The sequence below is a fragment of the Longimicrobiales bacterium genome (assembly GCA_035764935.1).
Taxonomy (GTDB): Bacteria; Gemmatimonadota; Gemmatimonadetes; order Longimicrobiales; family RSA9; genus DASTYK01.
Window position 1 is genome coordinate 37,200 of sequence record DASTYK010000027.1, and the last position, 16,818, is coordinate 54,017.

11 protein-coding genes are annotated in these 16,818 nt (G+C 68.9%); all 11 read left to right on the forward strand.

Going from position 1 to position 16,818, the window contains the following annotated elements; translation table 11 throughout:
• Window positions 1-11: 11 nt before the first annotated feature.
• Window positions 12-929 (forward strand): N-acetylmuramic acid 6-phosphate etherase, encoded by a 918-nt coding sequence (gene murQ / locus VFU06_01955; GenBank protein HEU5208149.1) that lies wholly within the window; start codon window positions 12-14, stop codon window positions 927-929.
• A complete protein-coding gene (locus VFU06_01960) occupies window positions 922-2,076 on the forward strand; it encodes an anhydro-N-acetylmuramic acid kinase (protein ID HEU5208150.1) in 1,155 nt (384 codons plus the stop codon). Before murQ ends, VFU06_01960 begins: the two co-directional genes overlap by 8 nt.
• Entirely contained in the window at window positions 2,073-3,791 is a 1,719-nt protein-coding gene (locus VFU06_01965) for a hypothetical protein (GenBank protein HEU5208151.1), read from the forward strand. The genes VFU06_01960 and VFU06_01965 overlap by 4 nt, the downstream gene beginning before the upstream one ends.
• Window positions 3,792-3,798: 7 nt before the next feature.
• Complete coding sequence (locus VFU06_01970) at window positions 3,799-4,722, forward strand: aldo/keto reductase (protein ID HEU5208152.1); 924 nt, start codon at window positions 3,799-3,801, stop codon at window positions 4,720-4,722.
• 138 nt (window positions 4,723-4,860) lie between these two features.
• Window positions 4,861-6,663: a sodium:solute symporter family protein gene (locus VFU06_01975; GenBank protein HEU5208153.1), complete on the forward strand. Its 1,803-nt coding sequence runs from the start codon at window positions 4,861-4,863 to the stop codon at window positions 6,661-6,663.
• A 216-nt stretch (window positions 6,664-6,879) separates the two neighbouring features.
• The gene (locus VFU06_01980) at window positions 6,880-8,943 is read left to right on the forward strand and encodes an N-acetylmuramoyl-L-alanine amidase (protein HEU5208154.1); all 2,064 of its coding nucleotides are present in this window, start codon (window positions 6,880-6,882) and stop codon (window positions 8,941-8,943) included.
• 10 nt (window positions 8,944-8,953) lie between these two features.
• The gene (locus VFU06_01985; protein ID HEU5208155.1) at window positions 8,954-11,992 is read left to right on the forward strand and encodes a hypothetical protein; all 3,039 of its coding nucleotides are present in this window, start codon (window positions 8,954-8,956) and stop codon (window positions 11,990-11,992) included.
• A 74-nt stretch (window positions 11,993-12,066) separates the two neighbouring features.
• Window positions 12,067-12,306: a hypothetical protein gene (locus VFU06_01990; GenBank protein ID HEU5208156.1), complete on the forward strand. Its 240-nt coding sequence runs from the start codon at window positions 12,067-12,069 to the stop codon at window positions 12,304-12,306.
• Window positions 12,307-12,640: 334 nt separating this feature from the next.
• Window positions 12,641-15,202, forward strand: a complete 2,562-nt coding sequence (locus tag VFU06_01995) for a vitamin B12-dependent ribonucleotide reductase (protein HEU5208157.1) — start codon at window positions 12,641-12,643, stop codon at window positions 15,200-15,202.
• A gap of 377 nt (window positions 15,203-15,579) precedes the next feature.
• Window positions 15,580-16,077 carry a hypothetical protein gene (locus VFU06_02000; protein HEU5208158.1) on the forward strand — a complete coding sequence of 166 codons (498 nt, stop codon included), beginning with the start codon at window positions 15,580-15,582 and terminating at the stop codon, window positions 16,075-16,077.
• Window positions 16,078-16,108: 31 nt separating this feature from the next.
• Window positions 16,109-16,818: hypothetical protein (locus tag VFU06_02005; protein ID HEU5208159.1), on the forward strand; the 710-nt coding region annotated here is incomplete at its 3' end.

Below are 16,818 nucleotides of genomic sequence, written 5' to 3' on the forward strand. Positions count from 1 at the left end.
CAAGGTCCCAGGTGGCTGATAGAAAACAGCTCGACCCGCGGCTGACGGAGCAGCGGAATCCGCGCAGCATGCGTATCGATCAGCTCTCGACGATCGAAATCGTCGACCTGATCAACGCGGAGGACCGCATGGTCGCCGAGGCGGTCGGGGAGGAGCGCGCCGCGATCGCGCGCGCGGTGGATATCGTGGTCGACTGCTTCCAGAACGGCGGTCGACTTTTCTATGTGGGCGCCGGCACGTCCGGCCGCCTCGGCGTGCTCGACGCGTCCGAGATGCCGCCCACGTACGGCACCGACCCGGAGATGGTGCAGGGCATCATTGCCGGCGGGTATGCCGCGCTGGTGCGCGCACAGGAAGGCGCCGAGGACAACCCCGCGGATGGTGCGGCAGTGATGGACGAGCGCGGCGTGCGCGCGGGCGACTTCGTGCTCGGCATCGCGACGTCCGGCACGACACCGTACGTGCACGGCGCGCTGCGTCGCGCACGGGAGCTGGGTGCGCGCACCGGCTTTCTGCTGTGCACCTATCCATCGCAGGAGCTGATCGCGACGCACGACGTCGTCATCGCGCCGCTGGTCGGTCCCGAGGTCATCACCGGCTCGACGCGCATGAAGGCGGGCACCGCGACCAAGATGGTGCTGAACACGATCACCACGTCGGCGATGGTCCGGCTCGGCAAGGTGTACGGCAACCTGATGGTGGACCTGCAGGTCACGTGTGAGAAACTGCGCGACCGTGGCCAGCGCATCCTGGTGGAGACACTGGGCGTGGAGCGCGGCCATGCCGCGGACCTGCTCGAGCGTGCGGGCGGACACGTGAAGACGGCGATCGTGATGGGCAGCCTGGACGTGGATCGCGACGAGGCGCGCCAGCGCCTGCAGGACGCGGGCGGCGTGATCGCGAGCGTCGTCGGAGACCTCGGTGCCTGACGGGCTGCGCGCGATCGGCCTGATGTCGGGCACGTCGCTGGATGGTATCGATGCGGCGCTGGTGCGCTTCACGGGCCCGCCCGACGCCCTGCACTGGGAAATCGAGGCGTTCGTGAGCGTGCCGTTCCGCGAGGGGCAGCGCACGCAGATCCACGACGCGATCATGCACGGCGGTGCGCCCGGCATCTGCATGCTGCACGCGCAGCTCGGCGAGTGGCTGGCGGATGCCGCGCTCGAGGTGTGTCGCGCCGCCGGGGTTCGACCGGACCAGGTGCACGTGATCGGCTCGCACGGCCAGACGGTATGGCATGAGCCGCCGACGGCGGAGCGACGCGGCGCGACGCTGCAGCTCGGCGACCCTGCAACGATCGCGGAGCGCACCGGCATCAGCGTGGTGAGCGACTTCCGTGCGCGCGACATGGCGGCGGGAGGACAGGGTGCACCTCTGGTGCCGTGGCTCGACCGGCAGCTCTTCTCGGTGCCCGGGCGTGCGCGCGTGCTGCAGAACATCGGCGGCATGGCGAACCTGACGCGCGTGCCGCCGCAGGGCAGTGACGAAGCATTGCTCGCGTTCGACACCGGCCCCGGCAATGCACTGATCGATGCCGCGGCCGAGCTCGCGACCAGCGGCGGACAGTCGTTCGACCGCGATGCCGAGCTTGCGAACAGCGGCAGCGTGGATGATGCGCTGCTCGAGGAGCTGCTCGCGCACCCCTTCCTGGATGCGGAGCCGCCCAAGTCGACGGGGCGCGAGGTGTTCGGTCGCCCGTTCGTGCAGCGCATCGTCGAGCGTCGGCCGCCGGAGTCGCATGCCGACTGGTGCGATCTCATCGCGACGCTGACCGTGTTCACCGCGCGCACGATCTCCGATGCAATCGAACGGTGGGTCAAGCCGCTCGACTACGACGAGGTGGTGGTGACCGGCGGTGGCGCGCGCAACCCGTTGCTCATGCGGCTGCTGCGCGAGGAACTCGCCCCGGTGCCCGTGCACGACGGCAGCGTGCTCGGCGTCGACCCCGATGCCAAGGAGGCGCTCGCATTCGCCGCGCTCGCGTGGGCCCATCTGAACGGCCTGCCCGGCAACGTGCCCGAGGCCACGGGCGCCGCCGGTGCGCGCGTGCTCGGCAGTCTTACGCCCGGTCGATGAGCCAGCGCCAGGAGCGGCGCCGCCAGCAGCCCTCGCGTGCGCCGCGCAGCGAAGCGGGCGCCCGGTCCGATCCGCAGCGCGTGCGCGCCGCTGATCGCTTCCGCAGCGCCGCGCACCGGCACGCGACCTCCATCCTCGTCGCGCTCGGCGTCGTGCATGCACTCCTGTCACTGCTTGCACTCGATCCCACGCCACACACCGGCGGCGACAACGCCGGCTACATCAGCCTCGCCCGTTCACTGCTCGAGCGCGGCGCATACCTGGAACTGTGGGACCCGGCGGAGCCGATCCACACGAAGTATCCGCCGGTGTTTCCGCTGCTGCTTGCCGCTGCCATGGCGATCGGCATACAGCCGTGGATCGGACTCAAGCTGATCGTCATCGCGTTCAGCGTCATGGGCGTCGCATTCACGTTCCTGTGGATCCGCGCGCGCGGACGGCCGCTGCTCGCGACCGGTGTCGGTACCATCGTCGCGCTCTCACCCGGCATCCTGCTGCAGAACCACTGGGTGCTCTCCGACGTGCCGTTCTGGGGACTCACCATGCTGGCGCTCTGGGCGGTCGAGACGGCACCGCGCCACCGGCTCGGCGGGCGCGCCCTGCTGGCGATCCTCGTCCTCGTCCTCGCCTACTTCACACGCTCCGCGGGACTGCCGCTGCTGCTCGCGGCCGGGCTCTGGCTGGCGTGGCGCCGGCGCTGGAAGCAGCTCGCACTGCTGGCCGGGATCGCGGTGCCGCTGGCCGCGTGGTGGGTGCTCCGCGCGCGGAGCGCGGGCGGCATCGACTACACGGGCGAGCTGTGGATGCGCAACCCGTACGATCCTGCCGCGGGCACGATCGGCGTGCTCGATCTGTTTCCGCGCATTGGCGAGAACCTCGTCGCGTACGTCACGACGCACCTTCCTTTCCTGCTGACCGGCAGAGCGGGGTCGACCGGCCTGCTGCTCTCCGTCGCGGTGACGATGCTCGCGCTCGGCGGCTGGGCCTGGCGCGTGGCGGCGTGGCGTCGCCTCCGTCCGGGGGAGCTCGTGCTGCCGCTCTACATGGGCGTGATCCTGATCTGGCCGGCCGTGTGGGCCGGTGACCGGTTCCTGCTGCCCGTGTACGGCGTGATCCTGTTCTTTGCGGGCGACGCGCTGGTGCATCTCGCGAAGCGACTGCGTGCGCCGCTGGCGTTCAGCGCGGGCGCGGCGGCCGTCGTGGTCATCATGCTGCTGCAGCTGCCCTCGGCGGCGGTCGCCGTGCGCATCGGCCGGCAGTGCCAGGACGCATACGCAGCGGGTGCACGCTATCCGTGCCTGCCGCAGCCGTGGCAGAACTACTTCGCGCAGTCCGAACGCCTGCCGGAGCTGCTGCCGGACGGTGCGGTCGTCCTCAGTCGCAAGCCACGGCTCACCCATGCCCTGAGCGGTGGCCGCACCTACAGCATGACGTACCCGTTCACGCCGGACCCGCAGCAGTTCTTTTCCTTTGCAGACTCGATCGGGGCGCGCTACCTGCTGTTCGACGAGCTGGGCGCACTGGCGCAGAACTACCTCGTGCCCGTGCTCACGCGCCGGCCGGATGCCTTCTGCATCCTGGACGCGACAGGCCCGACGGGCACCGCGCTCTTCGGCATCCGCGAGAACGCACTCGCGGGGACGGAGCGGGAGCCGGGCAGCGGGCCGATCAACTTCGAGATCTGCGACGCGTCCTACCGTCGCACAGCCGAGTAGCTCCAGCATGGACACGCGCAGGATCGGCCCGCTCGAGGTCTCCGTCGTCGGCCTCGGGTGCAACAACTTCGGCAAGCGCCTCGATGCGGCGCAGACGGAGCGCGTCGTGCACGCAGCCCTCGATGCCGGCATCAGCTTCTTCGATACCGCGGACCGCTACTCGGCCGGCAGGAGCGAGGAGTATCTCGGGCGCGCACTGCGCGGCCGGCGCCACGAGGCCCTGATCGCAACCAAGTTCGGCAAGCCGGTCGGCGACGCGCCGGCGAGTGCGACCGCCGCGTACATCCGGCAGGCCGTGGATGCCAGCCTGCGCCGGCTCGGCGTCGACCACATCGACCTGTACCAGATCCACGAGCCGCACCCGGAGGTGCCGATCGCCGAGACGCTGGGCGCGCTCGATGAGCTGGTGGGCGCGGGCAAGGTGCGCGCGATCGGCTGCTCCAATTTCTCGGCACAGCAGATCGAGGAGGCGGAGTCCACCGCGCGTGCGTCCGGTGGTGCGCGCTTCGTCAGCGTGCAGAACGAGTACAGCCTGCTCGTGCGGGAGCCCGAGCAGGATGGCGTGCTGGACGCGTGCGCGCGCTACCAGCTCGCGCTGCTGCCGTTCTTCCCGCTCGCGAGCGGGCTGCTGACGGGCAAGTACCGGGTGGGCCGGCCGCTGCCGGAGAACACGCGGATCACGAGCGGCTGGCTCGACACGCATTACACCGAAGCGAACCTGGCGCGCGTGGAGCGACTGAGCGCCTTTGCGCAGGCCCGGGGCCACACGCTGCTCGAGCTCGCGTTCGCCTGGCTGCTGCACCGGGGCGAGGTTGCGAGCGTGATCGCCGGCGCGACCCGGCCCGAGCAGGTCAGGGCGAATGCGGCCGCCACGCGCTGGCAGCTGAGCGCGCAGGAGCTCGCCGAGGTCGACGCCGCACTGGCCGGATAGCGCCGAGTCGTTCAGTCGCAGCCGCCAATGGCCGATGCCGAGGCCGTTGCCTGCAGCGAACCTGCAAGGCATACGCCTTGCCTCTGCCTGCGCCCGACCGCAGGCACGTTCCGCAGCGGAGCCGGGAGGGGATAGCGGATGATCGGAATCGACTGGGCCGTCGTGCTCGTCTACATGCTCGGCACACTGGCGCTCGGTATCTGGCTGAGCCGGCGCGCCTCCGGCTCACTCGCGGACTTCTTCGTGGGCGGCCGCGGCATCTCCTGGTGGCTGGCCGGCACTTCCATGGCCGCCACGACCTTCTCCATCGACACCCCGCTCTACGTCGCCGGCGTCGTCGGCACGCGCGGCATCGCCGGCAACTGGGAGTGGTGGGCGTACGGCATCGCCCACGTGATCATGATCTACATGTTCGCGCGCCTGTGGCGCCGCGCCGAGATCATCACCGACAACGAGCTGACGGAACTTCGCTACGGCGGCACGCCCGCCGCCACGCTGCGTGCGGTCAAGGGCTTCCTGTTCGCCGTCGTGATCGGCTCGATCGGCGCCGGCTACGCGATGCTCGCCATGGTCAAGGTCGTCGATGCGCTCCAGATCTTTCCGTCGCTCGGCCTCGACCTGGGTGACAACGGCAAGCTCTGGGCGATCATTTTGATCAGCGTGTTCGTGCTGGTCTACGCGGGTGCCGCCGGTCTGTGGGGCGTGGTCGCGACCGACTTCTTCCAGTTCTTCCTCGCGCTCATCGGCGCGATCATCGTGGCCTGGGCGGCAGTGGCGCACGTGGGAGGGCTGGACGACGTCGTGCGTCTCGCGCAGGCCAATACCGAGTTCGACGCGCTCTCCTTCACGCCGTTCCACTTCGGTGGTGATACGCTCATCAGCTGGTCGCGAACCGCGGGCATTACGGCCACGACGTTCTTCGCGTACGTAACGGTGCTATGGTGGGCGTTCCGCCGCTCGGACGGCGGCGGCGAATTCATCCAGCGCATCTCGTCAGTGAAGACAGAGAAGGACGCGGAGAAGGCGGCCTGGTTCTTCAACATCATGCACTACGTCGTGCGCACCTGGCCCTGGATCCTGGTCGCACTGGTCGCGCTGGCGCTGTACCCGGACCTCGAAGACCCCGAGCTCGGCTACCCGATGCTGATGCTCGACTTCCTGCCGGCAGGCCTGCTCGGACTGGTCGTCGCGTCCCTGCTCGCCGCGTTCATGAGCACGATGTCCACGCTCATCAACTGGAGCGCGAGCTACATGACCAACGACCTGTACGCGCGCTTCATGCGGCCGCACGCCTCGCAGAAGGAGCTGGTGTTCGCCGCGCGCGTCGCGTCCGTCATCGTGCTGATCATCGCGGGCTTCGCCGCGTTCCAGTCCCAGTCGATCGCGACCGTCTACCGTCTCATCCTGGCCATCGGCACCGGGCCCGGTCTCGTGCTCATCCTGCGCTGGTACTGGTGGCGAATCAACGCGTGGGCGGAGCTGGCCTCCATGGTCGCGGGCTTCATCGTCGGCTTCCTCACCTCCGTGGAGAACCCGATCTACTCGCTCGTCATCGACGACTTCGGACTCCGCCTGATGGTTACCGCCGGAATCACCCTGCTGATCTGGGTGCCCGTCATGCTGCTGACGAAGCCGGAGAACGATGAGAAGCTGGACGCGTTCTATACGCGCGTCCGCCCCGGCGGCCCCGGCTGGGCACGTCAGCGTGAGCGCACCGGCATCGCACCCGCACAGGACCTCGCCTCCGACATCCAGCGTGTACTCGCCGGCGTGCTGATCCTCTTCGGCGCGATGTTCGCCGTGGGCGGCGTCCTGCTGCTGCGCTGGGGCACGGCGATCATGATGACGATCATGCTGGTGGTGGGGCTGGTCTGGCTGAAGAAGCTCGGTGCAACGCAGATCGCGCCGCCGACCGCCGAGGCGCCGACGCATCCGTCGTGAGGGTTATTTCTACCACGGAGCGCACCGAGAGCACTGAGAACGGACCGACGTGGCGTGACATCCGGAAAGATGGGGAACAACAGCGGTCGCGCTGCTGTTGGCACTGACAGAACTGCGCGCGTCCAACACGCGAGGAGCGATTCGCAAATGAGATTCGAGATGGATTCCGGCGCGTCCCTCCTTCCGGCAATGATGTCTGTGCGCTCCGTGTTCTCTGTGGTGAATTCTGTACTCGCATGCGTGCTGGTCGCTGCGCTGGCCGCATGCGCATCAGCCCCAACCACGCGTCCCGGTGCCGGCGAGCTACCTGGAACGCCTGACACGGTCGCGGGCGAACGCGTCAATGCGCTGCCCCCGGTCCCTGTCGTCGACGGCGCGCTCGCGCTCGACGTCGTCTATCCCGTCGAAGGCCAGACTGTCGCAACCGACTCCACCTTCGTCTTCGGCAGCACCGGCAGCGGCCGGACACGCCTCACGATCAACGGTACCGCCGTCGATGTCGCACCGAACGGCGCTTTTCTCGCGTTTCTCCCGGTCCCGCGCGAGGGGGTCTACCGCCTTGAGGCGCTGAAGGACGGGGCGACCGCGAGCCTGCAGCTCAGCGTGCAGGTGCCGCAGCCGGACGTGCGCACCGGCGGTGCAGCGATCGTTGCGGGGAGCACGTATCCGGGCGGCGCCTGGGCAGTACAGCCGGACCAGGCGATCGAGGTCGGGTTCCGGGGGACACGCGGCGGGCATGCGTGGCTGGTGCTTCCGGGCGGGGCGCGCGTGGCGCTGCACGAGGTGACCGGAACGCGCGACAGCGGCGATCGCAACTTTGTCGCCGATCCTGCCGCGGGCACGCTGCAGGCCGCGCCGTGGTCGCGCTACGAGGGCGTGCTCGTGCCGCGACCTCTGGCGAGCGGCGACACCAGCATCGCACAGCCGCTCATCGGCGGCGTGGGCGCGCGTGCGGGGCAGGGTGTCGTGGAGCCTGATGCCGGGCAGGCGCCGGACGTGGCGCGTGCTGCGGTGCTCGGCGAGCCCGTCGCGGGCGCACCGGCGGTCGCGGCTGCGCCGGCAGCCAACGACGTCGCAGGTGATGCGTACTTCGAGCTGATCGTTGGCGCCGACACGGTGCGCTCACCGCTTCGGCTGAACCTGCGAGTGCTGGATCCCGTGATGCCGCGCGTCGCGGTGGCGAGCGGCCCGCTCGAGGCGGGCCCGGACTGGGAGGTCCGCGGGCGGCCGCACACGTCGGGGCCGTTCCACTGGTTCTGGCCGCACGGCACGCGCCTGCAGATCGTCGAGCAGCGCGGTGACATGCTGCGCGCGCGGCTGACGGAGACGCTTTCCGCATGGGTGCCGGCAGCTGACGTGCGGCTGCTGCCTGCGGGCACGCCAGCGCCGTTCGCGACGATCGGTGGCGTGCGGATGGTGCACCGCCACGACGCGATCGACGTGCACGTCCCGATGGCGGAGGCCCTGCCGTTCCGGGTGGACGAGTCCGACCACACGCTCACGATCGACGTGTACGGCGCGACCAGCACGTCGAACTTCTTCCAGTACGGACAGCTAGATCCGCTGATCCGGCGTGCCGAGTGGAGCCAGCCGGACGACGACATCTACCGCATCACGCTGCACCTGGCGCAGCCTGTGTGGGGGTACGAGTCGTACCGCGCGTCCAATGGCGACCTGGTCGTGCGCGTGCGACGTCCGCCGCCGATCGATCCGGACCGGCCGCTGCGCGGCCTGCGCATCGCGGTGGACGCCGGTCATCCGCCGGCGGGCGCGACCGGCCCGACGCGGCTGAAGGAGGCGGACGCGAACCTGTGGATCGCGCAGGCACTGCGGCCGATGCTCGAGCAGGCGGGCGCGCACGTCATCATGATCCGCCCGGACACGGCGGCCGTGGCTCTGGGCGCCCGTCCGCAGATGGCCGCCGACTCCAACGCGCACGTGCTCGTGTCGATTCACAACAATGCGTTCCCGGACGGCGTCAACCCCTTCGAGAACAACGGCACCAGCGTCTACTACTTCCATCCACGCTCTGCACAGCTCGCACAGCACGTGCAGCGCGAATTGCTGGATGAGCTGCGGCTGCGCGACATCGGGATCGGCCGCGCCGACCTCGCCCTTGTCCGGCCGACATGGATGCCTGCGGTGCTCAGCGAGACGATGTTTCTGATGATCCCGCAACAGGAGGCTGCATTGCGGAACCCGGACGTGCATCGTCGCATTGCCGAAGCGCACCTGCGCGCGCTCGAGTCGTTCCTGCGCGAACGGGCCGTCGCGCAGTAGCAGCCGAGCCATGCTGCGGTTGCGACGAGCCGCGCTTGCTGCACTGAGCTGCTGTGCGCTCTCCCTGGCCGGAGGCGCACCCGCGGTGGCGCAGGTGGATCCCGGCGCCACGTACCGCACGCTCACGACGTCGCACTTTCGCGTCACGTACCAGGACGGCCTCGAAGCACTGGCGCGGCATGCCGCCGGACGTGCGGAGATCACCTTTGCGATCCTGTCACGCACGCTCACGAGCCCGCCCGGGCTGCCGATCGACATCGTCATTGCCGACGACCGCGACGTTTCCAACGGCATCACCACGCCGCTGCCGTCGAACCGCATCTGGATCTACGCCAGGCCGCCGGTCGAAACGCCATCGCTCGCGTTCAATCACGACTGGGTGGACCTCGTCATCACGCACGAGCTTGCCCACGCCTTCCACCTGGACGCGCACGGTCCACTCGGTCGTGTGCTGCGCACGGTCTTCGGGCGCGTGCCGTTCACCTGGCCCGTGTTCCCGGCGCTGGGGACGCCGCTCTGGTCGATCGAGGGACTCGCCGTGCAGGTCGAGTCGGCGTTGACCGGGTTCGGCCGCATCCATGGCACCTGGCACGACGCCGTGGTCCGCACGGCCGTGCTGGCCGGTGCGCCCGATCCGATCGACCGCGTAAGCGGCTCCACGCCGATCTGGCCCGGCAACGAGCGTGTCTACATCTACGGATCGCTCTTCCTCGACTGGATCACGCGCACGTACGGCGACTCCGTGCCGTCCATGCTCGTGAACGAGACTGCGGACGCCTGGCTGCCACCGGCCCTCTTCTTCGATCGGATTCCCCGTGCGACTACCGGGCAGACGTTCACGAGGCTCTACGACGCCTGGCTCGACTCGCTGCGTACGGAGTACACCGCCCTCGCGGACTCCCTCCGGCGCGACGGTCTCACCCGCGCGGCCGTACTGACCGCGGACGGCTACCGCGCAGCGCATCCGCGCTTCTCGCCCGATGGCCGTCGCATTGCCTACGCAGCCGCGGACGGCCGCACCGTCGCACAGACGCGCATCATCGATGCACATACCGGTCGCCAGCTCGCTGCAACTCGCCGCAACAGTCTCGCGTCGCTCGCGTGGCTGCCGGACGGCAGCATCATCACGTCACAGCTCGAATGGCAGGACGCGGCGCGCCTGTACTCCGATCTGTACCGGATCGACGAGCGCGGACGGGAGCAGCGGCTGACGCGCGGTGAACGGCTGCAGCACCCCGACGTATCGCGCGACGGGCGCCGAATCGTGGCCGTCGCCAACGAGGGAGGCAGCACCAGCATCGTGCTTCTCGACTACGCCGCCGGACGCATCCTTGCCCGGCGCACGATCGTACCGCCGGCGTCGCACGTGCAGTGGGCCCTGCCGCGCTTCTCGCCCGACGGCAGCAGGATCGCAGTGTCGCGCAGCAGCGGTGGCGTCTACCAGGTCGTGCTGCTCGACACGGACGGCAACGTGCTGCGCGAGATCACAGGCGACGCCGCGCTGGACATGGGGGCGACGTTCTCGCCCGACGGCAGATGGCTCCTGTTCAGCTCCGACCGGTCCGGTATCGCCAACCTCCTGGCGGCGGACCTGCACCGGCCGGACGCGCCCATCCTTCAGGTGACCAGCGTGCTCGGTGCCGCGTACGAGCCCGACGTGGCGCCGGACGGCAGCGCCATCGTGTACAGCGAGTATCACGCGGACGGCTTCCATGTCGTCCGCATTCCCTTCGAGCCCGACACGTGGCGCGTTGCGCCTGCATCGGCGATCGAGCCAGGCAGGCCTGCCGTCAGTGCCCAGGATGCGCGACAGCGCTGGAACGACAGCAAGGACGGCTCGCGGGCGACGATGTTCGATGCGATCGCCGTCGCCGCCGATACGGCCGTGCTCGGGGAGGATACGTACAGCCCGTGGCCCACACTCCGGCCCTACTACTGGCTGCCGCTCGCCTGGAGCCAGGAGGACGTCGGCACGTTCGTCGGCGCCTCCTCCTACGGCACGGACGTCGTCGGAAAGAACGCATGGAGCGCGGCACTGTCCGTTGCAACGTCCAGCGGGCGAACCGCCGGTGAGGTGGCCTGGTCGTACGCAGGCTTCCGCAACCCGGTGCTGACAGCAGGCGTCACCCGCGACTGGGACCGCATCGGCTTCGTGCGCCTGCCGCAGGACACGTCGCTGATCCGGCCCGTGGTCGAACGCGAGGACGCGCTCCTCGCCCGACTCTCGTTCGTGCGACAGCGCGCGCGGCGCGCGGTGAGCGCGACCATCGGTGGCGAGCTCGTACGCCGCAGCCGCACCATCGAGGACGGGCTCGGCGCCACGCTCGTCGATCGGTCCGACGACCTCGCCGGCATCGTCGCCAGCGCAGGGCTTGCCACGTCCCGGGCTCAGCCGTTCTCCATCTCGCTCGAGGACGGCGTATCCCTCTCGCTCACCGGTCGGCGACGCTGGGACCGCTCACCCGACGTCCGCGACGCGAGCTACACCGAGATCACCACGCACAACGCGCTCTACCGGTCCCTCGACCTGCCCGGGTTCTCACGACACGTGCTCGGGGTGCGCGCCAGCGGGCTGCACCGCAGCGGCAACGGGGCCACACCATCCTCCATCGGCGGCGCCAGTGGCATCCTCCTCGCCGCACCCATCGACCTGGGTGTCGGACCGGGCACACTGCTGCTGCCCGTGCGCGGGTTTGCCCGCGGTGTGCGCGCCGGTACCAGCGCCTGGACCGCCAGCGCCGAGTACCGCTTTCCGATTGCCGCCGTCGGCCGTGGCGTCAGGTTGCTGCCCGTCTTTGTCGATCGCGTGAGCGGATCCGTCTTCGCGGATGCAGGCGACGCATGGTGCTCCGATGACATCGCCGGACGGTACCTCCGCTGCATGCGCACGAGTCCCGGCTCACCACTGCTGTCCGGCGGCGCGGAACTGAGCCTGGATCTCGGCTTCTTCGGCTACGGCTCCCTGCGCACGCGGCTCGGTGCGGCGGTTCCCGTGCAGGGACCTGGCGACGGCGTCGCGTTCTATCTGCGGTTCGGTCACGCATTCTGATCCTGTGACAACGTGCGCGGCACGCTTCCTGTACCGGATGCTGCTGGAGTATCAACTGCAGCAGGAGGAGCATCATGGGCGGCAAGCGACCCGATCAGCACCAGATCGCCCCGGGCGAGGGGCGCGCGACGGACTACAAGACCCTGCGTCGCAACGAGACACTCGACAAACAGCAGGACATCCAGAGCGAGGAGCCGCTGAACCCGCGCGAAGCCGCGTTCAACCGCGAAACGCAGAAGCGCGAGGCGGCCGATCGCGAGGAGCACGAGCCGCGCAACCGCGAGGAGCGGCGCGAGCAGGAGAAGAAGCGCTGACCCGATAGCCGGCGTTCGCCAGGGCGGGTGCGGGTTAAAGCGGCCCAGCCCGAATCCGCCCCGCCACGGTGGACCGCCGACCTCTCCACAGACCTGTCCACAACGCCCGTGCAAAACGCGAAAATCACGCATCCCGGCGTGCCTTCCGGGGTATCAACAAATGTGCAAAAGTTTCCGCTTGACCCCCATGGTATGGGGTGCTAACGTGGACGCCCCACGACATATTGTGGTGACCGCGACTTTCGCGGCGCTGACCTGCGGCTTGACGCGCTGATCCTGATGACCCGGGGCGCCAGTGCCCCTCGTTTCTTTTTTATTGCTGGAGAACTGCCTCATGAGCCCGAGCCCGAATCCCCTCGCGGCGGCCGACGTGCTGCCGGACGATCTCCCGCCGGCCGATCTCTCGGAGAACGCGCGCATCGTGCTGAAGCGCCGCTACCTGAAGAAGGATGAGCGGGGCCGTCCGGTGGAGGAGCCGGAGCAGATGTTCTGGCGTGTCGCGCGCGTGATCGCGGAGGAGGATCGGAAGTATGGCGCGAGCGAGGGTGCGGTCGAGACGCTGGCGCGCGAGTTCTACCGGCTGATGACGCAGCGCCTGTTCGAGCCGAACTCGCCCACGCTGATGAACGCGGGCCGTCCGCTCGGCCAGCTGAGCGCGTGCTTCGTGCTGCCTGTCGAGGACGCGCTGTCGAACGGCAAGGACGGCATCTACGACACGCTGCGCTCCATGGCGCTGGTGCACCAGTCGGGTGGCGGCACCGGCTTCGCGTTTTCGCGGCTGCGTCCGTCCAACGACGTCGTGAAGTCGACGATGGGCGTCGCGTCGGGCCCGGTGTCGTTCATGAAGCTGTATGACGCGTCGACGGAGGTCGTGAAGCAGGGCGGCACGCGTCGTGGCGCGAACATGGGCATTCTGCGCGTGGACCATCCGGACATCCGCGAGTTCATCACCTGCAAGCTGGACGTGACGCAGGTGACGAACTTCAACATCTCCGTGGCCGTGACGAACGAGTTCATGGAGGCGGTCAGGGCGGGCTCGAAGTACGAGCTGCTCTCGCCGCGCAACGGCGAGGTCGTGGGCGAGGAGGATGCGCGCGAGATCTTCGACCTGATCGTTCATGGTGCGTGGGCGACCGGTGAGCCGGGCGTGTTCTTCATCGATGCGGCGAACCGCTACAACCCGGTGCCGCACCTGGGCAGCTACGAGGCGACCAACCCGTGCGGCGAGCAGCCGCTGCTGCCGTACGACGTGTGCAACCTGGGCAGCGTGAATGTCGGCGCGTTCGTGAAGAGCGATGCGCCGGCGAACGCGTCGTGGTCGGACCGGATCGACTGGGACGCGATGCGTCACGTGATCCACATGTCGACGCACTTCCTCGACAACGTGATCGACGCGAACAACTACCCGCTGCCGGAGATCACGGACCTGGCGCAGCGCATCCGCCGCATCGGCCTGGGTGTGATGGGCTACGCGGACCTGCTGGTGCGCGTGGGCGTGCAGTACAACAGCGAGGAGGGCATCCGGGTCGCGAACGAGCTGATGCGCTTCGTGGACGAGGAGTCCAAGCGCGCATCGGAGAAGCTGGCGGAGAACCGCGGCACGTTCCCCGAGTGGGAGCGCAGCATCTGGGGCCCCGACGCGACGTGCGCACGCGACGCGCAGGGCAACCGTGTCCGGCCGATGCGCCGCCTGCGCAACTGCAACGTGACCACCGTCGCACCGACGGGCACGATCTCGATCTTCGCCGACTGCTCGGGCGGCATCGAGCCGCTGTTCGCGGTTGCGTTCATGCGCAACCAGGCGGGCGCGCTGATGCCGGACGTGAACCGTGACTTCGTCGCGGCGGCAAAGGAAGGCGGCTGGTACTCCGAGGACCTGATGCGTCGCATCGCCGAGGAGGGGCACATCCACTTCGACGAGGTGCCGGCCGAGGTGCAGCGCGTGTTCGTGACCGCGCACGACGTGACGCCGGAGTGGCACATCCGCACGCAGGCGGCCTTCCAGGAGTGGGTCGACAGCGCGATCAGCAAGACGTGCAACTTCAAGCGCGAGTCGACGGAAGAGGACGTGCGCGAGATCTACCTGATGGCGTACGAGCTGGGCTGCAAGGGCGTGACCGTCTACCGCGACGCCTCGCGTCCGCAGCAGGTGCTGTCGACAGGCAAGACGGCGAAGGAGGTGAGTGGTACTGCAGCGCCCTCCGCGGCGACGTCGCCGGCCGTCTCCGACCTCGAGGCGCAGCTCGCGGACGCACGCGAGACGATCCACCGGCTGCAGCACAACATCGAGGGGCTGCGCCACGAGCTGGCGGAAGAGGAAGCGCGCAACCAGAAGCGTCGCATCAAGCGCACGCGCCCGGCGGTGCTCCGCGGCTCCACGCGGCGCATGCCCTCGCCGCTCGGTGACCTGTATGTCACGGTGAACGAGGACGAGCATGCCCGGCCGTTCGAGGTGTTCGCGACGCTGGGCAAGGCCGGCGGTGCCGCGATGGCGGACGTCGAGGCGATCGGCCGCCTGATCTCGCTCGGCCTGCGCTCGGGGATCTCGCTCGCCGACATCCACATGCAGCTGCGCGGCATCTCGTGCGACCGCGCCGTCGGGATCGGGCCGAACAAGGTGCTGTCCGTGCCGGACGCGATCGCGCAGGCGATCGCCCAGCACATGCAGGAGCGGGAAGGTGTGCAGCAGGAACTGCCGATGCCGCGGCCGGTCAGCTCACCCGCGCCCGCCGCGCCATCGGCAGGTAGTTCTGCCGCGCCGCAGGAATCGTTCGACCTGGGTGGCTATGACCCGGGCGAGACGTTCATCGGCACGTGCCCCGAGTGCAAGAGCGGGCTGCAGTTCATGGAAGGCTGCGTCAAGTGCCTCGCGTGCGGCTACTCGGAGTGCGGCTGATTCCGGTGCCGGCCTGAGGACGGGCCGGATGTAGTACCGTTCGCTTCAGTGCTGCAGGGAAGCGCCTTCGCCCGATGCCGGGGAAGGCGCTTCCGTTTTCAATTGACCTGTCCCTGCTGCTGGCGGTGTTCCGGCGGATCCGATAGTCGAACGTCGGCTCCGATGGGTTCTCGGGGACGAGTGTCCTGATTTGCACACAGGGACGTGTGCTCTGCGAGGGACGCCGCTGTGTCCACGATACTCCACGAAGCGCATCGGGCCAACGGGTTTCGATGAATGCAATCGTGGTACGACGATTGACTTCTCCTGTCCGGCAGATGTGCGCGCGCGGATGCCGCCTTACGCGCACACGATGTCTGCAGCTCAGGAGTCGAACGATGTCTCTGCTTCGCCCCACTCTCCTCGCGGTCGGTTTCTTCGTCCTCAGCGGGACGGCTGCCGAAGCCCAGCGTGTGCCCTCGTCCGTGTGGACCCGCAGCGATGTGCGCCGGGACAGCCGCGATGGCCGCGACAGCGATTCGGATTCCGATTCGGACAGCGATCGGCGCCGCAACCGCAGCGTGTGGGACCGTTATCCGGATCGGGACCGCGACCGGGATCGTGATCGCGCCCGCAATCGATATCCGACTACTGCCCGCGATGTCCTGCTCGGCCGCACGCGTGACCGCGACCGGCAGATCGACCGGATCCATGACGACTGGCACCGCCGCAACGACCGCTACAAGGGGTCGCGCGAGTGGGACCGTCGACACCAGGAGCTGCACAGGGATCTCGATCGCATGCGTCGCGACTCGGATCGCATGCGGCGGGATGGACGCTATGACTCCCGCCCCCGCAACAACGGCGCGGGCCGTGCGTCGGGGCGCGTCAACTGACGCCACCGCAAGCCGAAGCTGACGGTGAACGATGAACGATTCCGGTACGACGCTCGAACATGATGCGGCGTCGCAAGCCTCGACGAACGTAGCGGCGCTGGCGCCGTCACCCTTGCCGGTGACGGCGCACGTGCTTCTGGCCCTGTGGGCCGTGGGCATGGTGCTGCTCGGAATCGAGACGCCGGAGCGCTACGAGTCGCTGCTTCAGGAGGACCGGTTCATCGAGTGGTGGACGGTGCCGCTGTTCGCCGTTGCCGGCGTGTTCGCGCTGCGCCGTGCCGTTCGTCACCGTCGCACTTTCGACGCTCTCGTTGGTCTCTTCTGCATCTTTGTCGCGGGCGAGGAGTTCAGCTGGGGGCAGCGCCTGCTGGGACTCACACCGCCTGCTCCGTTCCTGGAGCACAATTACCAGCAGGAGCTCACGCTCCACAACTTCGCCGACATCTTCGGACAGCCGAAGACGGTGCTGGTCCTCGCCCTGGCCGGCTTCGGCATCCTGCTTCCGCTCCTGTCGCTGAGCCGGCGCGGCCGCGAGCTGCTGGAGCGTGTCGGCGCCACGTCGCCGCGCATTGCTGCTGTCCCATGGTTCGCCCTGGCGATCACACTCCTCGTGACGTATCCGCTTTCGTTCACGGGGGAGTGGGTCGAGACGCTCGCCGGCGGCCTGTTCCTGCTGACCTACGCACCTGCCCCGCGCGATGCCGCCACGGCCGCCATGGCCGGCGCGGCCGTTGCACTCGG